The 21,600-nt window shown below is 61.0% G+C and carries 21 protein-coding genes; 6 read left to right on the forward strand and 15 right to left on the reverse strand.

Going from position 1 to position 21,600, the window contains the following annotated elements:
* Nucleotides 1–97 precede the first annotated feature (97 nt).
* From trpB to FHS89_RS01430, 5 genes are all read left to right on the forward strand, one after another.
* Nucleotides 98–1,318: a tryptophan synthase subunit beta gene (gene trpB, locus FHS89_RS01410; RefSeq protein WP_184007709.1), complete on the forward strand. Its 1,221-nt coding sequence runs from the start codon at nt 98–100 to the stop codon at nt 1,316–1,318.
* Nucleotides 1,319–1,367: 49 nt separating this feature from the next.
* A complete protein-coding gene (locus FHS89_RS01415) occupies nt 1,368–1,934 on the forward strand; it encodes a DUF2239 family protein (protein ID WP_184007712.1) in 567 nt (188 codons plus the stop codon).
* Between the two features lie 217 nt (nt 1,935–2,151).
* Nucleotides 2,152–2,457, forward strand: coding sequence for a hypothetical protein (locus FHS89_RS01420; protein WP_184007714.1), 306 nt, complete (start codon nt 2,152–2,154; stop codon nt 2,455–2,457).
* A 15-nt stretch (nt 2,458–2,472) separates the two neighbouring features.
* A complete protein-coding gene (gene trpA, locus FHS89_RS01425; protein WP_184007716.1) occupies nt 2,473–3,264 on the forward strand; it encodes a tryptophan synthase subunit alpha in 792 nt (263 codons plus the stop codon).
* A gap of 18 nt (nt 3,265–3,282) precedes the next feature.
* Nucleotides 3,283–4,017, forward strand: a complete 735-nt coding sequence (locus FHS89_RS01430) for a hypothetical protein (protein WP_184007718.1) — start codon at nt 3,283–3,285, stop codon at nt 4,015–4,017.
* A 196-nt stretch (nt 4,018–4,213) separates the two neighbouring features.
* Here FHS89_RS01430 and FHS89_RS01435 read toward each other — a convergent pair whose 3' ends face one another.
* The gene (locus FHS89_RS01435; RefSeq protein WP_184007720.1) at nt 4,214–4,795 is read right to left on the reverse strand and encodes a TetR/AcrR family transcriptional regulator; all 582 of its coding nucleotides are present in this window, start codon (nt 4,793–4,795) and stop codon (nt 4,214–4,216) included.
* 118 nt (nt 4,796–4,913) lie between these two features.
* Here FHS89_RS01435 and FHS89_RS01440 point away from each other — a divergent pair, with 118 nt between their 5' ends.
* The gene (locus FHS89_RS01440) at nt 4,914–5,309 is read left to right on the forward strand and encodes an MAPEG family protein (protein WP_184007722.1); all 396 of its coding nucleotides are present in this window, start codon (nt 4,914–4,916) and stop codon (nt 5,307–5,309) included.
* Nucleotides 5,310–5,488: 179 nt separating this feature from the next.
* Here FHS89_RS01440 and lpdA read toward each other — a convergent pair whose 3' ends face one another.
* The 14 genes from lpdA to FHS89_RS01510 form a co-directional block, all read right to left on the reverse strand.
* The gene (lpdA, locus tag FHS89_RS01445; protein ID WP_184007724.1) at nt 5,489–6,877 is read right to left on the reverse strand and encodes a dihydrolipoyl dehydrogenase; all 1,389 of its coding nucleotides are present in this window, start codon (nt 6,875–6,877) and stop codon (nt 5,489–5,491) included.
* A 40-nt stretch (nt 6,878–6,917) separates the two neighbouring features.
* Nucleotides 6,918–7,313 (reverse strand): MAPEG family protein, encoded by a 396-nt coding sequence (locus tag FHS89_RS01450; protein ID WP_184007726.1) that lies wholly within the window; start codon nt 7,311–7,313, stop codon nt 6,918–6,920.
* Nucleotides 7,303–8,127: a sulfotransferase family 2 domain-containing protein gene (locus FHS89_RS01455; protein WP_184007728.1), complete on the reverse strand. Its 825-nt coding sequence runs from the start codon at nt 8,125–8,127 to the stop codon at nt 7,303–7,305. Before FHS89_RS01455 ends, FHS89_RS01450 begins: the two co-directional genes overlap by 11 nt.
* Nucleotides 8,127–8,486, reverse strand: coding sequence for a hypothetical protein (locus FHS89_RS01460; RefSeq protein WP_184007730.1), 360 nt, complete (start codon nt 8,484–8,486; stop codon nt 8,127–8,129). The genes FHS89_RS01455 and FHS89_RS01460 overlap by 1 nt, the downstream gene beginning before the upstream one ends.
* 59 nt (nt 8,487–8,545) lie before the next feature.
* Nucleotides 8,546–10,084: a 2-oxoglutarate dehydrogenase complex dihydrolipoyllysine-residue succinyltransferase gene (odhB, locus tag FHS89_RS01465; RefSeq protein WP_184007732.1), complete on the reverse strand. Its 1,539-nt coding sequence runs from the start codon at nt 10,082–10,084 to the stop codon at nt 8,546–8,548.
* 3 nt (nt 10,085–10,087) lie between these two features.
* Nucleotides 10,088–13,045 carry a 2-oxoglutarate dehydrogenase E1 component gene (locus tag FHS89_RS01470; RefSeq protein WP_184007734.1) on the reverse strand — a complete coding sequence of 986 codons (2,958 nt, stop codon included), beginning with the start codon at nt 13,043–13,045 and terminating at the stop codon, nt 10,088–10,090.
* An 83-nt stretch (nt 13,046–13,128) separates the two neighbouring features.
* On the reverse strand, nt 13,129–14,010 hold the full coding sequence (gene sucD, locus FHS89_RS01475; protein ID WP_184007735.1) for a succinate--CoA ligase subunit alpha: 882 nt from the start codon (nt 14,008–14,010) through the stop codon (nt 13,129–13,131).
* Nucleotides 14,011–14,044: 34 nt separating this feature from the next.
* Complete coding sequence (locus FHS89_RS01480; RefSeq protein ID WP_184007737.1) at nt 14,045–14,467, reverse strand: hypothetical protein; 423 nt, start codon at nt 14,465–14,467, stop codon at nt 14,045–14,047.
* A gap of 35 nt (nt 14,468–14,502) precedes the next feature.
* The gene (gene sucC / locus FHS89_RS01485) at nt 14,503–15,696 is read right to left on the reverse strand and encodes an ADP-forming succinate--CoA ligase subunit beta (protein ID WP_184007739.1); all 1,194 of its coding nucleotides are present in this window, start codon (nt 15,694–15,696) and stop codon (nt 14,503–14,505) included.
* A 220-nt stretch (nt 15,697–15,916) separates the two neighbouring features.
* A complete protein-coding gene (gene lnt / locus FHS89_RS01490) occupies nt 15,917–17,419 on the reverse strand; it encodes an apolipoprotein N-acyltransferase (protein ID WP_343051306.1) in 1,503 nt (500 codons plus the stop codon).
* On the reverse strand, nt 17,416–18,333 hold the full coding sequence (locus FHS89_RS01495) for a hemolysin family protein (protein ID WP_184007741.1): 918 nt from the start codon (nt 18,331–18,333) through the stop codon (nt 17,416–17,418). Before FHS89_RS01495 ends, lnt begins: the two co-directional genes overlap by 4 nt.
* A gap of 27 nt (nt 18,334–18,360) precedes the next feature.
* Entirely contained in the window at nt 18,361–18,873 is a 513-nt protein-coding gene (gene ybeY / locus FHS89_RS01500; protein WP_184007743.1) for an rRNA maturation RNase YbeY, read from the reverse strand.
* A gap of 12 nt (nt 18,874–18,885) precedes the next feature.
* A complete protein-coding gene (locus FHS89_RS01505) occupies nt 18,886–19,881 on the reverse strand; it encodes a PhoH family protein (protein ID WP_184007745.1) in 996 nt (331 codons plus the stop codon).
* Between the two features lie 217 nt (nt 19,882–20,098).
* Complete coding sequence (locus FHS89_RS01510) at nt 20,099–21,511, reverse strand: FAD-binding oxidoreductase (RefSeq protein ID WP_246413509.1); 1,413 nt, start codon at nt 21,509–21,511, stop codon at nt 20,099–20,101.
* Nucleotides 21,512–21,600: the final 89 nt, after the last annotated feature.

Here is a 21,600-nt window from a genome sequence, read left to right on the forward strand (position 1 = left end):
AAGCCGACGTGCGGGAGCGCGCCCTTTTTCCATTTCGTTGCTTTTCAGTCATCATGATCCCCCGTAGAAGGTCTTGTCTGATGAGGGAGGTCGCACGATGAACACACATGCACCCAATGCCTATTCCGCCGGCCCCGATGCCGAAGGACGCTTCGGGTTGTTTGGGGGACGTTTCGTTTCCGAAACACTGATGCCGCTGATTTTGGATCTTGAGGCAGAGTATGAGAAGGCCAAGACGGATCCGTCTTTCTGGGCGGAGATGGATGATCTGTGGAAGCACTATGTGGGCCGGCCCTCACCGCTCTATTTCGCGGAGCGTCTGACGGAGAAGTTTGGCGGCGCCAAAATCTATCTCAAGCGCGATGAGCTGAACCACACAGGCGCGCACAAGATCAACAATGTTCTGGGGCAGATCCTTCTGGCCCGCCGCATGGGCAAAAAGCGGATCATCGCTGAGACCGGCGCAGGGCAGCACGGCGTTGCCACCGCTACGGTCTGCGCGCGCTTCGGTTTGGAGTGCATCGTGTTCATGGGCGCAACCGACGTTGAGCGGCAAAAGCCCAACGTTTTTCGCATGAACCTGCTTGGCGCGAAGGTGGTTCCCGTCACCTCCGGGCGGGGGACGCTGAAGGACGCGATGAACGAAGCGTTGCGCGACTGGGTCACGAATGTGGATGAGACCTTCTATTGCATCGGCACCGTCGCGGGGCCGCATCCCTATCCGGCGATGGTGCGGGATTTTCAATCCATCATCGGGAAAGAGACCAAGGCGCAGATGCTGGAGCGGGAGGGCCGCCTTCCCGACAGTCTGGTGGCCTGCATCGGCGGTGGGTCAAATGCGATGGGCCTGTTCCATCCGTTCCTTGATGACGAATCGGTTCGGATCATCGGCGTCGAAGCGGGTGGACATGGTGTCGATGACCGGATGGAGCACGCTGCCTCCCTTACCGGCGGGCGCCCGGGTGTGCTGCACGGGAACCGTACCTACCTGTTGCAGGACGAGGACGGCCAGATCATCGAAGGGCATTCGATTTCCGCCGGTCTCGATTATCCGGGAATCGGGCCGGAGCACGCATGGCTCAATGATATCGGTCGGGTCGAGTATGTGTCCGCCACGGATAAGGAGGCGCTCGCCGCGTTCCAGATGTGCTGCGTGACCGAAGGGATCATTCCGGCGCTGGAGCCATCCCACGCACTTGCCCATGTGAGCAAGATCGCGGGCGATCTGCCAAGCGATCACCTCCTTGTCATGAACATGTGTGGCCGGGGCGACAAGGATATCTTCACCGTTGCCGATGCGCTGGGTGAGGATCTATAATTTACCCGGGTAATATTGACGCCATTATATTACCCGGGTATAAAATGGAATGAGTAATAATTCCCAGCAGATACGCCACCTCATCGCCTTTCGCGATATGACAAAACTCACCTCTGGCCCCGCGCCAGAGGTTGCCCTTTTCCTCAAGAAAAACGGAGCTGACGCACCGGCCGAAGTGTTCGACGCGGCAACCGGTGCGTTTGTCGATCTCGACCTCAGCGGCACTGATGCTGAGGTCATGTCACGACACATGCCCCCCGCTCCACCCGCCAAACGTGGGCGGCCCAAACTGGGCGTGGTGGCAAAAGAGGTCACACTCCTGCCCCGGCATTGGGACTGGCTCGCCGCGCAACCCGGGGGCGCGTCTGCAACCCTGCGCCGCCTGATTGATGAGACGCGCAAGGCCCCGGTGCATCCCGTGCAATCGCGCAAACAGGCCATGGCGCGGGCGGATCGGTTCATGTCTGCATTGCTCGGGGATCAGCCGGGATATGAGGAGGCCGCGCGCGCGCTCTATGCGGGCGACAAGGCGACGTTCTTGACGATACTCGCCACGTGGCCGAAAGACCCGGCCCGCTTCGCGCAAGTGCTTGCCGCGCCCGCCTTTGACGAATAGCCGCGGGCAGGCTGGCCCAAGGGCGATCCGACCGGCACCGGCGCTTTCGCGCCTTCTAAGCCCTCAACAGCCCCGATTTGGCCGATTTGGCGGTGCGAGACGCCCTTTGATCCCGTGAAAGGGCTTGCGTCCGGGCAGCGTTTGCCTCATTCCAGCCAAGGAACCAAAGGCGTTTTCGCCGGGATATCGGGGGCAACTGGCCCCTAAAGGATGAGACATGACTGACTTGAAAGTGGGCGACATCGTCGTTCTGACCGCAGGCTCGATGCGTATGGCCGTTGAGGCCGTCGACGGGGACAAGGTGCACACCGTCTGGTGCAATGAGGGCGTGATTGGCCGCGATACCTTTGCCCCTGTCCTGCTAAAAAAGTGGGAACCGCGCGAGGATGACCGCGGCGGCAAATTCAACAAGGGCGGCGGCGACCGTGGCGGCTTCAACAAGGGCGGCGACAAGCCACGCGATGACCGCCCCATGGGCCGTGACGGCAAACCCCGCGACAAGAAGTTCTTTCGCAAAGACTAACAGGAGGCCCGCGCCATGAGCCGCATTGATGACACCTTTGCCAGACTGACCGCCGAGGGCCGCACGGCCTTCGTCTCTTTCATCATGGCGGGCGATCCCGATCAGGCGAAATGTCAGGAGGTTCTGGAGGGGCTTCCGGGCGCGGGCGTGGACATCATCGAGTTGGGCATGCCCTTCACCGATCCGATGGCCGATGGCCCGGCGATCCAGCTTGCCGGGCAACGCGCGCTTGAGGCGGGCATGACCCTGTCGCGCGTGCTTGATATGGTGCGCGCTTTCCGCGTGAAGGATGCCACAACGCCGATCGTCCTGATGGGGTATTACAACCCCGTCTATGCGATGGGTGTGGAGGCGTTCCTCACTGCCGCGTCAGACGCGGGCGTCGATGGCCTGATCATTGTCGATCTGCCGCCCGAGGAGGATGCGGAGCTGTGCCTTCCCGCGCAGGAGGTGGGCATCGACTTCATCCGCCTTTCCACCCCCACGACCGACGATAAGCGGTTGCCCGCTGTGGTAAAGAACACGTCGGGCTTCGTGTATTATGTGTCCATCACCGGGATCACTGGCGCGGCCACCGCGAATGCAGCACAGGTCGCCCCCGATGTGGCCCGGATCAAGGCGGCGGCAAACCTGCCCGTCTGCGTCGGTTTCGGGATCAAGACACCCGAGGGCGCTGCCGAAATGGCCAAGGTCGCGGATGGCGTCGTCGTCGGCTCCGCCATCGTGGAGCGCATCGCCAACGGCGACAGCACGGCGGATGTCTTGGCCTTCGTCAAAAGCCTAACCGATGCGGCCCATGGGGTGTGATAGACCCCCGATCGCATCATGAAACGCCCCGCCGACCTGCCGGGGCAGGACGGCCTGACCCTTGGCCGGGCGGTCTGGAAACGCATCCTTGCCGCCTGTCTGATCCTGCTGCTTTGCGTGCTTGTCGGGCTGGTCGTGCATTTTCGCGGGCAGCTTCCGTCCCTTGATGACATCGCCCGCTGGTCTATGAACGCCGCTCAGGGGCATTGGCTGCTGATCCTGCTGATCGTGGCCTATGCGCTGCTGCTGGCCGTGCCGTTCATTCCCGGTGCGGAACTTGGCATCGCCATCATGGTGCTGTTTGGCGCAAACGCCGCGCCGGTCGTGTTGCTGGCGACGGTTTTGGGGCTGTTTATCGCGTTCGCTGTTGGCCGCTCGGTCCCGGAACACAGGTTGCTCGCGATTCTGGATCGGTTGGGCTTGCAAGAGCGCGGGCATTTCCTGTCCGCCCGAAACCACCCCGATTTGAGCGAGCATGATCGGCTGTGCGCGCTGTTCCAGCATAACCGCGTGGCGCGCCTGCTTCTGAACTGGCGCTACCTCGCGATTGCAGCCCTGCTGAACCTTCCGGGCAATGTGGTTGTCGGGGGTGGGGGCGGCATTTCGTTGCTGGCGGGGGCCAGCCGCGCTTTCTCGCCCGTGCCGTTCACCATCGCGGTGGCCTTGGCGGCAAGCCCGATCCCTTTGGCCGTATTCTTTTTCGGCACGGGCATTTTGGGCGATGGCCTCATCGGATTGGCGAAAAACACCTGATCACGCGCCTGTCGGCCCTCCGTTTCTATCTGGGCATGTCCGCAAATTGTGTTGGTTCGCTTCAATCGGCGCGAGAGCCAATATATTCGAAGCAATGCAGCTGGAAAGTGACGAATGTCCGTTTTGAGCCCAGACCCACCGATGCTGCGCGGGCGCCGAACGGCAAGTTTCGTTCAGACGTGAACTAGAGTTTCAGTCAGTTAGTGAGCCAATGCTGAATCGTCATCTTGAGCATGTCCGCCCCGTCTGCAGCAGCGTCGCGCTCTGCGCTGAGGCATTGTGCGGCCAACGCGCCCCAGACAACACATACCAAAAACTCTGCTGCACCCTCGGGGTCAACATATCGTGCGAGCCTCCCCGATTGCCTGTCTCGCTCCAGCACCCGTTTCGCCTTTCTGACAAGCATCTGCCTGTAGTCCAGTACAAGCTGAAGATGGCGGGGCTCGATGGATTTGCTTTGCGTTGCTGACATAACCATCAGACATCCGGCAGGCTGTTGGGGCGACTTATCCGATCCCTCCATCATGGCACTGATCACCTCGATGAGTGACTCGCTTCCTCGCCCTCGCGTTATTGCCTCGATCTGATTTTCAATCGTCTCGTGGTAAAGCTTCAGACTGTCGAGAAACATCTCGGGCTTCTTGCCAAACGAGTTGTAGAGACTAGTGCGAACGAGTGACGTTGCACTTTCGAGATCACTCAGGCTCGTTGCCTCGTATCCCTTGGTCCAGAACACTCCCATGATTGTGGCTTTAGCGGTGTCGGGATCAAACTCCAACGAACGTGGCATTTTGTACTACTCCGGACAATGCGATTGACTAAGGGTGGGATTGGCGTTTAAGCCATTTTGTACTGATCGAAACAGTACACAGAACCAATCTGAAAGGAAGTACAATATGACCACCGAGATGATCTCCCTTCTAGTTTTTCTGGCGACGTTTGCAGCGCTGCTGATTGCTCAACCTTTGCTACTGGCGCGGGCCAAAGGCATGGCATACGTAACCGGAAACCGAGCTGATTCCGTGGACGCCGACGTCCCTGTTGCCGGTCGTCTTGCCCGAACCGTCAGAAACAGCATTGAAGCTGCCGTTCTGTTCGTCCCCCTTGTACTGGCGACCGAGGTATTGGGAACTTCAAACGCTCTGACTCATTGGGGGGCCGTAATCTTTGTCGCCGCGCGTGTCGCGTATGCATTGCTGTACCCCTTGGGCATCGTGGGCTTGCGTACCCTGGCTTGGAACGCTGGATTTGCAGCTCTAGCAGCAATGGCATTTGGCCTGGTGAGTGGCTAAGACTCGCCGCGACCTGCAAAACCGGACCTTAAAAAGCAAAACTCCAAGATCCGTTTTGTCCCGTACAGCCGACCCACACGATTTGCGGACATGCCCTTCTTTTTTCCCTAAATACCTCCCGCCGGAGGCACCGCCGCGCGGCACGCGCGGCGGTTCATGACGCATAGAGGAAATCCGGCTTATGCGTGGATCGCACCATCCCCACAGGCAAGTGCGGCTTCCCGCATCGCTTCGGAGAAGGTCGGGTGCGCATGGCACGTCCGCGCCAGATCTTCGGCAGCCGCGCCAAATTCCATCGCGACGCAAACCTCGTGGATCAGATCACCCGCCATCGGGCCAATCACATGACAGCCCAGAATGCGGTCCGTCTCCTTATCGGCCAGCAGCTTGACGAAGCCTTCACCCTGAAACACGGCCTTCGCGCGGCCATTGCCCATGAAGTTGAACTTGCCGACCTTATACGCCCGACCCTGTTCTTTCAGTTGATCTTCGGTCAGGCCCACGCTTGCCACTTCGGGCGTGGTATAGACGACGCCGGGGATCACGTCGTAATTCACATGCCCGGCCTGACCCGCAATGGTCTCCGCAACGGCCATGCCCTCATCCTCTGCCTTATGGGCGAGCATCAGGCCTGCGATCACGTCGCCAATGGCGTAGATGCCCTTGACGTTGGTCTGCCAATGCTTGTCCGTCTCAACCATGCCACGGTCCGTCATCGCGACACCCACTTCGGCAAGGCCAAGCCCTTCGGTATAGGGTCGACGACCGGTGGCAAGGAGGACGATATCGGCATCCATCTCGTGGCTGCTTTCATCCTTGCGCAGTTGGTAAGTCACCTTCGCCTTGTTCCGGCTCACGGTTGCGGATTGTACCGCTGCCCCGGTCACGAAATTGATGCCCTGTTTCTTCAGTATCCGCTGGAACGTCTTGGCGACTTCCCCGTCCATGCCCGGCACGATCCGGTCGAGGTATTCAATCACCGTCACCTCAGCGCCCAGCCGGGAATAAACCGATCCCATTTCCAGCCCGATCACACCGCCACCGATGACGATCATCTTGTTCGGCACTTTCTTCAGCTCCAGCGCGCCGGTGGAGGACACGATGACCTTTTCATCGACCTCAACACCCTTGAGCGGTGCCACGTCAGATCCGGTGGCGATCACGATATTCTTGGCTTCATGCACCTCGTCACCGACCTGCACCTTGCCCGGCTCGGTGATCTTGCCCCAGCCTTTCAGCCACTCGACCTTGTTCTTCTTGAACAGGAATTCGATGCCTTTGGTGTTCTGCCCGATCGTGTCGGCCTTATATTCCATCATCTTGCCCAGATCGACGGAGGGCGATTTTCCCATAATGCCCATCTTGGTGAAGTTTTCATGCGCCTCGTGATACATGTGCGACGCGTGCAACAGCGCCTTTGATGGGATGCAGCCCACATTGAGGCAGGTGCCACCGAGCGTATCGCGCCCCTCAACACAAGCGGTTTTCAGGCCCAGTTGCGCGCAGCGGATGGCACAGACATAGCCGCCGGGGCCACTGCCAATCACGATCACATCATAGCTTGCCATTTGTCTCTCCTTTACCGGGCCACATTGCCCGCGTCGTTATTCAGATAAGGGCTGCGAGGATCATCACAACCGTTGCAAGAAAGCCCACGAACCAGATGAGGGAGCGCCATGGGCGCCACCCGAACGCATAGGCCGGAACATAAAGGATGCGCGCCCCGAGATACGCCCAGGCCGCACCCACCGTCACGGGCGAGGATTGATCGCCAAGCGTGACCACAACGACGGCGATGGTAAACAGGATCAGCCCTTCGAAATGGTTGTCCATCGCGCGTTTGAGCCGCCCGGTCCGCTCGGACATCTGGCGTGACGGCTCCCGGTCCCGCGCGCTGGCGGTATAGCCGACGCCGAGTTCCTTGTTCGCGGGCACGGCCATCAGCACGAATTGCACGACCTGCACAAGGGCCGCGAGCGCCAGAACGGTCAATTCAGGGGTCATAGTTCAATACCTCATAATCCGTGGCATAGAGCGTGGCGAGCCGTTGGCGGATATCTGGCCGCGCCAGCCAGTCCGCGCCCTCCGCGCCCGTCTGGTTTGGCTGACCCAGATCATCGAGAATGGGCTGCGGATGCAGATCAAGCCGGTCGCACAGCGCCATCACCCCCTGACCCATATCCTCCGCCCGGACCTGCACGTCAAAGGCCAATTTATCCAAAATGAGCGTTTGGACCTGCGGCGCGTAATGCGGATTGATCTGCTCATTCGGGCGATGCGCGATCTCCGCCCCGACGAAATCGAGAAATCTGGCAAAGCCGTCCGCCGTGCCGGGATCGCGGGTCCAGTCAAACCCATGCAGCGCCGTCATGCGCAGTCGCTCGGCCAGAAACTGATCCGCGCCTTCGGCATCCGCCCGGCAGATATAGCGAAACGCCGACAGGGCGCGCTGGGACGGGTGGCGCAGGCTGACGACACTGATGGGGCGCTTCTCCATCACCGCTGCGAAATTGACCCGGGGGTCAGAGGCCGCGCGAAACAGCCCGGTTGTCACCAGCGCGTGCATCGCGACATTGGGGTTGATATCGCCCTTGCGCCGGGCGGTGACGCTCAGCGGATAGCCAAATTCGATATGAAACAGGGCACGCAGCATCGCGGAGGACGCCGTTTTGCCCACATGGCTATACAGCCAGCGCTGCGCGGGGCCATAACAGGTGCATTCCATCCAACGCATCGTTCCGGCCAGCGTGCTCATCTGACCCGGCATTGCCTTCATCAAGGCAATCGCACCTTGGGCATGGGGCGGGGCGGAGTGCATCACGCGTCCTCTCCCATCTGGCGGGGGCGTTCATGCCGCCACCATGTCCACACTCCGTAGATGCCGACAAAACCGACGGTCGCAAGGCCATAGTCGATGATGGAGATGACGCTGAACGGCGCGGTGATCCCGCCAATCAGCAGATAAAGGCAAAACAGAACGAACAAGAGCGCCGCGCCGCGCCATCCTTTGCGCAGGAAAATCAGGACGAGATACAGCACCACGCCCTGGAGGGCGAAGGCGAAGACGGACGGCCAGACGATGCTTTCGGGCATGAAGCCGCCGACGATGAACAGGGCAACCACGGCCACAAGGGTCACGCCGATGATGATCCGTAACGATGTGATCGCGAGGTCCATTCCCGGCTCCCTTGAGTTGGGCTGGCCCCGCCGCACCGGGCGGGGCCGAAACCGTTTCTTTACAGGTCCATCAGCAGGCGCTGCGGATCTTCCAACGCTTCCTTGACGCGCACGAGGAAGGTCACGGCCCCTTTGCCGTCCACGATGCGGTGATCGTAGCTGAGGGCGAGATACATCATCGGGCGGATCACGATCTCCCCGTTCACGACCACCGGACGGTCCTGAATTTTGTGCATCCCGAGGATACCGGATTGCGGCGGGTTCAGGATGGGGGAGGACATCAACGACCCGTACACACCACCGTTGGAGATGGTGAACGTGCCGCCCTGCATTTCCGCCATGGACAATTTGCCATCCCGTGCGCGCTTGCCCTTCTCAGAAATCGCTTTTTCGATCGCGGCAAAGCTCATCTGATCCGCATCCCGGATCACCGGCACGACAAGGCCCGTGGGCGTGCCAGCGGCCACACCCATATGCACGAAGTTTTTGTAGACGACATCGGTGCCATCAATCTCCGCATTCACCTCAGGCACTTCGCGCAGGGCATGGACGCATGCCTTGGTGAAGAAGGACATGAAGCCGAGGCGCACGCCGTGCTTTTTCTCGAACTCGTCCTTGTATTGCTTGCGCAGGGCCATCACGGCGCTCATGTCCACCTCGTTATAGGTGGTGAGCATCGCGGCAGTGTTCTGTGCCTCTTTCAGACGGCGGGCGATGGTCTGGCGCAGGCGGGTCATCTTCACCCGCTCTTCGCGCGCGGCATCATCAGCCGGAACCGGCGCACGTGGCGTGGCCGCAGGGGCCGGGGCCGCTGTGACGATGCTGGCGGCGGAGGCAGCGGCGGCAGGTGCTTTCGCGTTCTGCACGTCCTCTTTCATGATGCGGCCATCGCGGCCAGTGCCTTGCACCTGATCGGGGGTCAGGCCCTTCTCCGCCATCAGTTTCTTGGCCGATGGGGCGTGCTCCACATCCTTGCCAGCGGAGGACGCGGCAGGGGGGGTGGCATCCGCGCTGTCATCAGCGGCGACGGTGCGCGCACCAGCAGCATCCCCGGACAGAAGCGCCAGCGTGCCGCCCGCGCCCACGGTTTCGCCTTCACCCACAAGAATGCTCGCGATCACGCCGGCCTGCGGGGCAGGTACTTCGACCGACACCTTGTCAGTTTCCAACTCCGCGATCACTTCATCGGCGGCGACGCTATCGCCCACCTTTTTGAACCATGAGCCGACGGTCGCTTCGGTCACGCTTTCGCCCAAGGAGGGCACTTTGACTTCGATCTGGCCGGAGATTTTGTCGTCCGTCGCCTCGGAGGATTTCACCTCCTCCTTCGCCGGAGCGGCCTTTTCCGTTGAGGCTTCGCCCCCTTCGGAGATGGTGGCCAACAGCGCGTCAACGCCAACGGTCTCTCCCTCAGCCGCAACGATGTCGCCAAGCGTGCCAGCGGCGGGCGACGGGACTTCAACCGTCACCTTATCGGTTTCCAACTCGCAGAGCATTTCATCCACGGCAACGCTGTCGCCGGGCTTTTTGAACCATGTGGCGACCGTTGCTTCGGTAACGCTTTCGCCAAGGGTGGGTACGCGGACTTCAGTGCTCATCACTTATTTCCCTTCGATGGTGAGCGCTGCATCAACGAGCGTCTCTTGTTCATGTTTGTGCTGGCTGGCGAGCCCCGTCGCCGGGGAGGCCGCTGCGGACCGCCCGACATAGACGGGGCGGGTATGCTTGGATTTGATGCGGGTCAGGACCCATTCGATATTCGGCTCAACAAAGAACCATGCGCCCTGGTTTTTCGGCTCTTCCTGACACCAGACGATCTCCGCCTGCGGGAAACGGCCAAGCTCCTTGGACATGGATTGCGCCGGGAACGGATAGAACTGCTCAAGACGCAGCAGGTAGATGTCATCAATCCCGCGCGCGTCCCGCTCCGCCAACAGGTCATAATAGACCTTGCCGGAGCAGACGACGACGCGCTTGATCTCGTCATCGGCCACCAGTTTGGTGTCGCTGTTGCCATATTGCGCATCATCCCACAGCACCCGGTGGAAAGAGCTATCTGGCCCCATTTCCTCCAGCGTGCTGACCGCAAGTTTGTGCCGCAGCAGGGATTTCGGCGTCATCATGATCAGCGGCTTGCGGAAGCTGCGATGGATCTGACGGCGCAGAATGTGGAAATAGTTGGCAGGCGTCGTGCAGTTGGCCACGATCATGTTGTCCTGCGCACACAACTGTAGGAAGCGTTCAAGCCGCGCAGACGAATGCTCCGGCCCCTGCCCCTCATAGCCATGCGGCAACAGCATCACGAGGCCCGACATCCGCAGCCATTTCGACTCGCCCGATGAGATGAACTGGTCGATCATGATCTGCGCGCCGTTCACGAAATCCCCGAACTGCGCTTCCCAGATGGTCAGCGTGTTCGGCTCCGCCAGCGAATAGCCATACTCAAAGCCAAGCACGGCATATTCAGACAGCATCGAGTCGATCACCTCATACTGCGCCTGACCGGATTTGATCGCGTTGAGCGGATAGTACCGCTCCTCCGTTTCCTGATCGACGATGCCGGAATGCCGCTGGGAGAACGTGCCCCGCGTACAATCCTGCCCCGACAGGCGCACCGGGAAGCCTTCGGTCAGCAGCGATCCGAATGACAGCGCCTCTGCTGTGGCCCAGTCGATGCCCTTGCCGGTCTCGATCATCTCTTTCTTCGCAGCCATCAGGCGCTGCACGGTTTTGTGCGCCTTCACGCTGTCGGGCAAGGTCGCAAGGGTCGTGCCGATTTCTTTCAGCTTGTCGACATCCACACCGGTTTTGCCACGCTGGTAATCGTCCTTGTCCTTGCGGCCCATATGGGACCACCGACCATCCAGCCAATCCGCCTTGTTCGGGCGGTATTCCTTGCCGGCTTCGAACTCCTCGTTGAGATGGGCTTGGAAGGCTGCTTTCGCGTCCTCGATCTCCCCCTCGGGGATCAGGCCATCCGCGATCAGACGCTCGGTATAAAGCTGGAGCGTCGTTTTCTGCTTTTTGATCGCGGTATACATCTGCGGCTGGGTGAACATGGGCTCGTCGCCCTCGTTATGGCCAAACCGGCGATAGCAGAAAATGTCGATCACCACGTCCTTGCCGAATTTCTGGCGGAACTCGGTCGCGACGCGAGCGGCGTGGACCACGGCCTCCGGATCATCGCCGTTCACATGGAAAATCGGCGCTTCCACCATCAACGCGATATCTGTCGGATAGGGGGAGGATCGGGAATTGTGCGGGCTTGTGGTAAAGCCGATCTGGTTGTTCACAACCAGATGGATCGTGCCGCCGGTCTTGTGCCCCTTGAGGCCCGACAGACCGAAACACTCCGCCACGACACCCTGCCCGGCAAAGGCCGCATCCCCATGCAGAAGGATCGGCAGCACCTGCGTGCGCGCGTCATCGTTGAGCTGTTCCTGCTTGGCGCGGACCTTGCCCAGCACCACCGGGTTCACCGCCTCAAGGTGGGAGGGGTTCGCGGTCAGCGACAGGTGGACGGAATTGCCGTCAAATTCCCGGTCCGACGACGCACCGAGGTGATATTTCACATCGCCCGAGCCTTCGACCTCATCCGGCTTATAGCTGCCACCCTGAAATTCGTTGAAGATCGCCTTGTAGGGCTTGCCCATCACATTGGCGAGCACGCTCAGGCGGCCCCGGTGGGGCATCCCGATCACGATCTCTTTCACGCCGAGCGCACCGCCGCGTTTGATGATCTGCTCCATCGCGGGGATCAGCGCTTCGCCACCATCAAGGCCGAACCGCTTGGTGCCGGTATATTTGACATGGAGGAATTTCTCGAACCCTTCGGCCTCAACCAGCTTGTTCAGGATCGCCTTTCGGCCCTGTTTGGTGAAGGCAATCTCCTTGCCGTAGCCCTCAATCCGCTCCTTGAGCCAGCCCGCTTCCTCCGGGTTGGAGATGTGCATGTACTGAAGCGCGAAGGTGCCGCAATAGGTCCGCTTCACGATGTCGAGGATTTGGCGCAGGTTCGCCGTCGCCAGCCCCAGCACGTTATCAAGGAAAATCGGGCGGTCGTAATCGGCTTCGGTAAAGCCGTAATTCTTTGGATCAAGCTCGGGATGCGCGGTCGGCTCCACCAGCTTGAGCGGATCAAGGTCAGCGGCCAGATGGCCCCGGATACGGTAGGCGCGGATCAGCATCAGCGCGCGCACAGCGTCGGTCACGGCCTGCTTCACCTGAGCTTCCGTCACGGCGACGCCTGCATCCTTTGCCTTGCCCTTAATCTTTTCGGCAAGTTTGGTGGGGGAGGCTTCGTCCCATTCGCCGGTCAGCGCGGCAACCATGTCGCCACTGGGCACGGGCGGCCAATCGCTGCGCGCCCAAGAGGGGCCAGCAGCGGCGGCCTGCGCCTCATTCTCCTCACCCAGTTCCGCGAAAAACGCCTGCCAGCTTTCATCCACGCTGGACGGATCATTCGCGTAAGCGGCGTGAAGCTGCTCCACATATTCCGCGTTATGCCCCTGCAAGAAAGAGGAATTGCGGAACTGGTCGTTCGGGGATTGATCGGTCATTTTATTTCCTCTCCCAGTATTTCAGGCGCAAGATGCAGTGAAGCCCTGCCCGGTCAGACACCGGCCAGGGCTTTACGAGTTGCTTACCCAATCGCCTTCAGCACAGCTTCGCCAAGGCCAGCGGGGCTCTCGGAAATCACGAACCCGGCGGAGCGCATGGCTTCGATCTTGTCCTCGGCGCCACCTTTACCACCGGCGATGATCGCGCCCGCGTGGCCCATGCGGCGGCCCGGAGGTGCGGTACGGCCCGCGATGAAGCCCGCGATGGGCTTGGCGCGCCCGCGCTTGCGCTCATCCGCGATGAACTGAGCGGCCTCTTCTTCGGCCGCGCCACCGATCTCACCGATCATGATGATGCTTTCGGTTTCATCATCCGCGAGGAACATCTCAAGCACGTCGATATGCTCCATCCCCTTGATCGGGTCGCCGCCGATGCCCACGCAGGTGGACTGGCCAAGGCCCGCCGCCGTCGTTTGCGCTACGGCCTCATAGGTCAGCGTGCCGGAGCGGGACACAACCCCGACGGAACCACGCTTATGGATATGGCCCGGCATGATGCCGATCTTGCACGCATCAGGCGTGATGACACCGGGGCAGTTCGGGCCGATCAGGGTGGAGTTGGAGCCTTCAAGCGCCCGCTTCACCTTCATCATGTCAAGCACCGGGATGCCTTCGGTGATGCAGACGATCAATTCCATCTCCGCATCAATCGCTTCCAAGATCGCATCAGCCGCGAAGGGCGGCGGGACATAGATCGCGGTGGCGTTTGCTTCGGTCGCGGCTTTCGCCTCCGACACGGTGTCGAAAATCGGCAGGCCGATATGGCTTGATCCGCCCTTACCGGGGGTCACGCCACCGACCATCTTGGTGCCGTACGCAATCGCCTGCTCAGAATGGAACGTGCCCTGAGAGCCGGTCAGGCCCTGACAGATGACTTTAGTGGTTTGGTCTACGAGAATGGCCATGTTGGGCCTCCTTGATTTTCTTGATCGGGTGGGATCAATTAATAGGGCTTCGGATTAGGACAGTAATCCCAGTCGGCGAAGGTTGGATTGACCCAAAAACCAGCGTGCCGTTCACCTCGGATCGGATTACAGGGGCACCACCGATTTGCCCGAACTGAGTGTTTGGATCGTTATCGCGCATTGCAGTGACAAGTCTGTCAAAAACAAGCCGTGGCTCCGTGTCAGTAATCGTGGCAATGCAAGCTGCTATCTCATCGTTTTCATGGAAAGAAATTGCAAGCGCGCCATTCCCTCCAATCCATACATCCCCATCTTTTTGGAGCGCAGCATCTTCCAATACACCAACCCCATTTAAGAAATCTGGTGCATTCGCAATGCAAGCATCGGCAACAATACTAACGCCCATAGTCGCCTGCATTTCAGCAAATGACTGGGCGACTATTGGTGTGGCAGGCAACAAGCTCGCTAACAGAGGTATGGCGTGCTTTGTAATCACCCCTTAACCGCCTTCACGATCTTCTCTGCCGCGTCCGCGAGGTTGTCTGCCGCGATGACGTTCAGGCCGGAGGTGTTGATGATCTCTTTGCCCTTCTCCACGTTCGTGCCCTCAAGGCGCACGACGAGCGGCACACTGAGGCTCACTTCGTTCACCGCCGCGACCACGCCTTCTGCGATCACGTCGCAGCGCATGATGCCGCCGAAGATGTTGACGAGGATGCCTTTGACGTTCGGGTCAGAGGTGATGATCTTGAACGCTTCCGTCACCTTTTCCTTCGTCGCACCTCCGCCCACATCGAGGAAGTTCGCGGGCTCCGAGCCGTAGAGCTTGATGATGTCCATCGTCGCCATGGCAAGGCCCGCGCCGTTCACCATGCAGCCGATCTCCCCATCCAGCGCGATGTAGTTCAGATCGAATTTGGACGCGGCGAGTTCCTTGGGGTCCTCCTCCGTCTCATCGCGCAGGGCGATCACGTCCGGGTGGCGATAGAGCGCGTTGCCGTCAAAACCCATCTTGCAATCAAGGCATTTCAGGTCGCCCTTATCGGTCACGATCAGCGGGTTGATCTCCAGCATCTCGAGGTCTTTTTCCACGAAGAGTTTGTAGAGCTGGTTGATAAGCTTCACGCATTGCTTGACCTGCGCGCCCTCAAGGCCCAGCGCGAAGGCAACCCGGCGACCGTGGAAGCCGGACAGGCCCGATGCCGGATCGACAGAGAAGGAGAGGATTTTCTCAGGCGTCTGTGCTGCCACTTCCTCGATATCCATGCCGCCCTCGGTGGAGCAAACGAAAGAGATGCGGGAGGACGCACGATCCACCAGAAGCGAGAGGTACAACTCACGCTCGATGTCGGAGCCGTCTTCGATGTAGATGCGGTTGACCTGCTTGCCCGCCGGGCCGGTCTGATGGGTCACGAGCGTGCGGCCCAGCATTTTCTGTGCTTCCTCTGCCGCTTCCTCGACGGATTTGGCAAGGCGCACGCCGCCCTTTTCGCCAGCGCTTTCTTCGATGAACTTACCCTTGCCGCGGCCGCCTGCATGGATTTGCGCCTTCACAACCCAAAGCGGGCCGTCAAGCTCACCTGCGGCGGTCTTGGCTTCTTCGGCGCGCATGACTGCGCGGCCATCGGATACGGGGGCGCCATAGGCTTTGAGCAGTTGCTTGGCCTGGTACTCGTGAATGTTCATCTCAGCCGTTCCTTTCTGGCCCCCGATTTGCCGGAGGCAATAGAGTGCACGCTGGGTGTGTCAGCGGCGTCGGGGCGCAGAATACCCGGCCCGCCACAATCGTTGCAAAGGGGAATGATTGACGATTTGACGCTGTTTCGGGGTAATATCTGTTTTTGTGATCACAAGCAAAAATCATGTGATCACAAAAACGCGCGACGCCGGGTCACTTCGCCCCGAATCACTCCGTTAGTCTGCGACGAAGCGGCACCAAACCCAACAATACAAGCAGTATGGCAATCGGAAGGTCACCGATCCGGGCATAAAGCGGGCGGGACAGGGCACCCGGCAGGACCGCATCCACAAATCCGTAAACACCAAGCGGAATGTCCGCGATGATCCGCCCGCGCGGATCAATCATCGCGGACACGCCCGTGTTGGCCGCCCGGGCGACGGGCAAACCCTGCTCAATCGCGCGGAATTGGGCCTGCACGAGGTGCTGATAGGGGCCGGAAATCTCCCCGAACCATGCGTCATTGGTGACATGCACGAGCCAATCGGCCCGCGGGCCAGCGGGCTGCATCAAATGCGGGAAAATCGCCTCGTAACAGATCAGCGGCACAAAAGGCGGGATGCCCGCCACATCCAAAAGCTGCGGCCCCGGACCGGGGCTATAGGCTCCGCGCAATTCAGCGATATAGTTGCCCAGACCAAACCCGCCCAGAACACGCCCGAACGGGATATACTCGCCAAAGGGCACAAGGTGGTGTTTGTCATAGCGCGCCACGACCTCCCCTCGCGTATCAACGACGGCAAGCGCGTTGCGCCAGTCGAGCCAGTCCGGCTCCCGCGTCAAATCCCGAATACCAAAGATGATCGGCGCGGCGGTATCCTGGCTGAGCGGGGCAAAGGCGTCGCCCAGATCACTCAGCAGGAACGGCACGGCGGTTTCGGGCCAGATCACAACATCCGGCGACCCCGGTGCGACGGTCGCTTGCGCGGCACGATCAAGGAAAACGGGCCAGCGGTCGGGCAGCCATTTCTCCCGCTGCGGGGCGTTGGGCTGCACGAGCCGCACCAGCGTTTCCTCCGCCCGCTCCGGCACCGGCGCCGCGAGGGCAACCAGCCCCCAGACCACCGCCGCGACCAGCGCCCCGCCATAGGCCAGCATCGCGCGGCTGCGCAGGTGAAACGCGATCAGACCCGCGCCCAGCGCAATCACGAACCCGATGCCATGCGGCCCGATCAGGGCAGAGAGTTGCGCAAGCGGCGTATCGATCAGGCCATAGGCCAGCAGGTTCCACGGAAATCCCGTCAGGACATAGCTGCGCGCGATCTCCGCCAATGTCAGGGCAATGGCGAAGGACAGCGCGCGGCCCATTCCAGACGCGGGCGCCATCCAACGCGCAAGCCCGAAAGCCACCGCCCAGAACAGCGATAAACCCACCGCCATGAAGACCAGCGCAAATGGGGCCATCCACCCCGTGCGCGCCGCATCCACAAGAAACGGCTCAACGATCCAGAACAGGCCAGCCGCGAAATACCCGGTGCCCGCCGCACTTCCGATCCAAAACGCGCGCCGCCACCCCGGTGCCGCTGCGGCCAGCAAAAACGGAATGGGCAGAAACAGAAATGCCGCTGGAAAGAAGCCAACCGGCGCTTGGGACGACGCGATCAACGCACCACAGAGCAGCGCAACGAGGCTCTGCCGCCAATGGCCCATCGCGGTCAGTCTGCCAATCACTCGGCTGCGCGCTGAAGGGCGTTGGAGTTGATCCGAACGCGCATCCGTTTGATCCGGCGCGGGTCAGCGTCGATCACTTCGAACTCGTGGCCATCAGGGTGGCTGATCACCTCTGCCCGCTCGGGGATGCGGCCCAGCAGCATAAAGACAAGGCCGCCCATCGTATCGACCTCCTCATCCAGCGCGTCCGACAGAAGGTCTACATGCGCGACCTCCTCGAAATCGTGCAATTCGGCACGGGCATTTACGATATAGACGCCGGGGGATTCCTCCCGCCACGCGGCGTCCTCCTCCTCGTCATGCTCGTCCTCGATATCCCCGACGATCTGTTCCACCAGATCCTCAATGGTGACGACGCCATCAACGCCCCCATACTCGTCGATCACCAATGCCATATGGATGCGCGTCGATTGCATCCGCTGCAACAACGCGCCCAGCGGCATCGACGGCGGCACATACAGCACCCGGCGGATCATCGGCTCAATATCGAATGTGTCGCTTTGCGCCCCGAACCCATAGTTGAGTGCAAGATCCTTGAGATGGAGAAAACCAACCGGATCATCCAGCGTGTCGTCATACACCGGAAGCCGCGTCAGCGTGCTGTCCCGGTAAAGCGCCACGATCTCTTCAAGGCTGGCGGTTTTGGACAGGGCCACGATATCCGCGCGGGGGACCATGACGTCCTCCACCTTGAGGCTGCGCATCTCACGAAGGTTGAGGAGCATCTCCTGCGCACCCGCGTCGGAGGCCGCCTCCATCGCACTTTGCGCGTCAGAGGGCGTATCGGCGGCCTCTGTCTCATCCGGCCCGAACAGGCGCGACCAAAACGAGCGCGGCTGAGAGGGGTCTATCTGGGTGTCGTCATCCCGCGCGCCCTGCGCGGCGATAGAGGACGGATCGGTTGTGTCGCCCATGGCTCCTATGTCTCAAAACGCGGCCGCTTAAGGGCCGCTCATATCCCTATATGGGTCACGAATACCCATTTCGGCAAGTGTTTGGGATTCGAGTGTTTCCATCCGATGCGCATCTGCCTCAGTTTCGTGATCGAATCCAAGCAGATGCAGCGCTCCATGCAGGATCAGATGGGTCACATGATCCTCAACGGTTTTGCCCTGCGCACGGGCCTCAGCGATGCAGGTGTCATAGGCCAGCGCGATGTCGCCCAGCGTGTCGTCGAAACCACTGGCCGGTGGCAACGCGCCCGGTGCCTCCCCCGGCGAAAGGGGGGCAAGGTCAAAGGCGGGCCAACTGAGCACGTTGGTCGGCACCGGTTTCCCACGAAATTCGGCGTTTAGGTTGGCGATGCGTGCATCGTCACAGGCCAGAAGCGCGACCTCATAGCCATCCGGCGCGCCCGCCGCCGCCATGGCCGCGTCAACCGCACGGGTGGCAAGGGTCAAAAGCGGAAGCTGCGCCCAGCGCTCATCCTCGATAACAAGGTCAATCTCCGTCACGGTTCCGCCTTGTCATAAGCCCGCCTTGTCATAGGCGCGGATGATGCGCGCGACGAGCGGGTGGCGGATCACGTCGGCGGCGGTGAAATAGGTCATCGCAACGCCTTTCACCCCGGCAAGGATTTTTTCCGCTTCAACAAGGCCAGAGGACGTGCCGCGCGGCAGATCGACCTGCGTCCGGTCCCCGGTGATGACCATGCGTGAGCCTTCGCCCAGACGGGTCAGGAACATCTTCATCTGCATCGACGTGGCGTTTTGCGCCTCATCAAGGATAACGAAGGCATTAGAGAGGGTGCGCCCCCGCATAAACGCGAGCGGCGCGATCTCGATCTGCTTTTCCTCCATCATCCGCTGTACCTGCCGCCCCGGCAGAAAATCATTCAGCGCGTCATAGAGGGGCTGCATGTAGGGATCGACCTTTTCCTTCATGTCGCCGGGTAGGAAGCCCAACCGCTCCCCCGCTTCGACGGCAGGGCGGGTCAGGATGATGCGGTCCACCATGCCTTCAAGATACATATTCGTGGCCGCCGCGACCGCGAGATAGGTTTTGCCCGTACCCGCAGGGCCAATGCCAAAGACCAACTCGTTTTCATAAAGCTGGCGCACATAGCCTTTCTGGGTTTCGGTGCGCGGCTCGATCGTTTTCTTGCGGGTGCGAAATTCGAGCGGCGCGCCCTCGAACATCTCGATCTGATCGTCGGACGCGGGTTCGGGGCTGCGGCTCAGGCGCAGGGTCGCATCCACATCACCCGCTTCAAGCGGTTTGCCCGCCTCGGCCCGTTCACGCAGGGTGGTGAGCGTATCAGCCGCACGGGCGACGGCATCCGCGTCCTCCCCCACGACGGCAAGGCCAGTGTCCCGGCGCAGGATGACCACGCCAAGCAACTGTTCGATCTTCATGATATTGAGATCACCGGGACCACACACGTCCGCAAGAAGGCGGTTATCGGTGATGTCGATGCGGGTTTCCGTCGGTGCGGGCGGAGGGGTCAGGGCGTCTGTCGCCAAAGGGTGCGGGCCTCATGCTCGGGTTTGCTTTCCCTGATCGTGGCGCGCCCGGCCCGGAGGTTCAAGGGCGAAAGCAGTCACGCAGGTGTCATTCTTGGCAACAGGGCGCTCCCGCACGTCGCTACGCTCCCTTTGGGCCGAGCCGGTGCTGACGCACCGGTAAGAGATTCCATGCCTCCGGCGGGGTATATTTGAAGAAAGTGAATTGGGGCTTGCGTCAGCGCAGGATCACACCGGGATTGAGGATGCCATGAGGATCAAGCGCGGATTTGATCGCGCGCATCGCCATCAATTTGCCCGGATCGCCATAAGTCTCCAGATCGCCCGTTTTGAGGCGGCCAATCCCATGTTCCGCACTGACAGACCCGTCATAGGCATGGGTCAGGTCATGGACGATGGTTTTGATCCGGTCATAGGCATTGTCATACTCCTGCTTGGCCCGGCCCTTTGGCGGGTAGACATTATAGTGCAGGTTGCCATCCCCCAGATGGCCAAAACAGTTGATCCGCAAGTCTGGGTCAAACGCGGTAAGGGCAGCCTGCGCCTCCCCGATGAAACGGGGGATATCGCTCACCGGCAGCGAGATGTCATGGGAGGAAATCCCGCCCACCAGCCGGTTCGCCTCCGGTATTGTTTCGCGCACATCCCAGAGCGTTTGCGCTTGCGCGGCGTTTTGCGCGATCACGGCATCCGTCACCTCGCCCGCCTCAAACGCCGCCTCCAGCACCTTTTCCAGCGCCGCTGAAACGCCCCGCCCGCCAAGCTCGGTCAGGACGATCCATTCGCCCTCAAGCGCAAGCGGTTGCGGGACATCCGGCATCTTCTCCGTCAGGAAGTCCAGCCCCTGCCGGTGGATCAATTCAAAGGCGCTGATCGCCTCCCCCACCGCATCGCGGGTCCGATCAAGGAGGGAGAGGGCCGCCTCCACATCGCGCATCGCGATCATAGCGGTTGCCGTTTCCGTCGGGCGCGGGAAAAGCCGCAGGCTCGCCGCCGTGATCACGCCAAGCGTCCCCTCCGATCCGATCAGCAGGTGGCGCAGGTCATAGCCCGTGTTGTCCTTGCGCAGGCGTTTGAGCCCATGCATGACCGTTCCATCGGCAAACACGGCCTCAAGCCCGAGGCACAGATCGCGGGTATTGCCATAGCGGATCACGTTGATCCCGCCCGCATTCGCGGCAAGGTTCCCGCCGATCCGGCAAGACCCTTCGGAAGCGAGAGACAGCGGGAACAGCCGGTCCACCCGTTCGGCAGCGGCCTGCACGTCGGCGAGGATCATGCCTGCCTCCACCACAATGGAGTTACCGGGGCCATCCACGTCGCGCACCCGGTTCATCCGCTCCAGCGACAAGAGGAGCGGCATCGGTCCGGCCTCCGCGATCTGCCCGCCGACCAGCCCGGTGCCGCCGCCATAGGGGATCACGGGCACGCGCGCGGCATGGGCCGCGGCAAGGATGGTCGAAACCTCCGCAACCGATCCGGGCCGCGCCACGGCGGCGGCCTGCCCGCGATACCGACCGCGCGGCTCTTCGAGATAGGACGGCGTGACCTCCCGCAGGGTTCCCTTGGGCAGGCGCGCCTCCAATGCGGAGAGAAAGCCGCTATCGGCAGGGTTCAGCATGGCGGTCATGATCGGCTCTCCCACTGTTCTGGCTAAGACATAGCCCCGCGCAGGCGCCCTGACCAGAGCACGATTCGGGGGCGGGTCAAGGGCGGCGC

This window comes from Rubricella aquisinus (genome assembly GCF_014199445.1).
Taxonomy (GTDB): Bacteria; Pseudomonadota; Alphaproteobacteria; order Rhodobacterales; family Rhodobacteraceae; genus Rubricella; species Rubricella aquisinus.

What these genes read in the sequence shown, in the direction of transcription:
- trpB (WP_184007709.1), top strand. Translation starts at nt 98, where the DNA reads ATGAACACACATGCACCCAATGCCTATTCCGCCGGCCCCGATGCCGAA.
- FHS89_RS01415 (WP_184007712.1), top strand. Translation starts at nt 1,368, where the DNA reads ATGAGTAATAATTCCCAGCAGATACGCCACCTCATCGCCTTTCGCGAT.
- FHS89_RS01420 (WP_184007714.1), top strand. Translation starts at nt 2,152, where the DNA reads ATGACTGACTTGAAAGTGGGCGACATCGTCGTTCTGACCGCAGGCTCG.
- trpA (WP_184007716.1), top strand. Translation starts at nt 2,473, where the DNA reads ATGAGCCGCATTGATGACACCTTTGCCAGACTGACCGCCGAGGGCCGC.
- FHS89_RS01430 (WP_184007718.1), top strand. Translation starts at nt 3,283, where the DNA reads ATGAAACGCCCCGCCGACCTGCCGGGGCAGGACGGCCTGACCCTTGGC.
- FHS89_RS01440 (WP_184007722.1), top strand. Translation starts at nt 4,914, where the DNA reads ATGACCACCGAGATGATCTCCCTTCTAGTTTTTCTGGCGACGTTTGCA.
- lpdA (WP_184007724.1), bottom strand. Translation starts at nt 6,877, where the DNA reads ATGGCAAGCTATGATGTGATCGTGATTGGCAGTGGCCCCGGCGGCTAT.
- FHS89_RS01450 (WP_184007726.1), bottom strand. Translation starts at nt 7,313, where the DNA reads ATGACCCCTGAATTGACCGTTCTGGCGCTCGCGGCCCTTGTGCAGGTC.
- FHS89_RS01455 (WP_184007728.1), bottom strand. Translation starts at nt 8,127, where the DNA reads ATGCACTCCGCCCCGCCCCATGCCCAAGGTGCGATTGCCTTGATGAAG.
- FHS89_RS01460 (WP_184007730.1), bottom strand. Translation starts at nt 8,486, where the DNA reads ATGGACCTCGCGATCACATCGTTACGGATCATCATCGGCGTGACCCTT.
- odhB (WP_184007732.1), bottom strand. Translation starts at nt 10,084, where the DNA reads ATGAGCACTGAAGTCCGCGTACCCACCCTTGGCGAAAGCGTTACCGAA.
- FHS89_RS01470 (WP_184007734.1), bottom strand. Translation starts at nt 13,045, where the DNA reads ATGACCGATCAATCCCCGAACGACCAGTTCCGCAATTCCTCTTTCTTG.
- sucD (WP_184007735.1), bottom strand. Translation starts at nt 14,010, where the DNA reads ATGGCCATTCTCGTAGACCAAACCACTAAAGTCATCTGTCAGGGCCTG.
- sucC (WP_184007739.1), bottom strand. Translation starts at nt 15,696, where the DNA reads ATGAACATTCACGAGTACCAGGCCAAGCAACTGCTCAAAGCCTATGGC.
- FHS89_RS01495 (WP_184007741.1), bottom strand. Translation starts at nt 18,333, where the DNA reads ATGGGCGACACAACCGATCCGTCCTCTATCGCCGCGCAGGGCGCGCGG.
- FHS89_RS01510 (WP_246413509.1), bottom strand. Translation starts at nt 21,511, where the DNA reads ATGACCGCCATGCTGAACCCTGCCGATAGCGGCTTTCTCTCCGCATTG.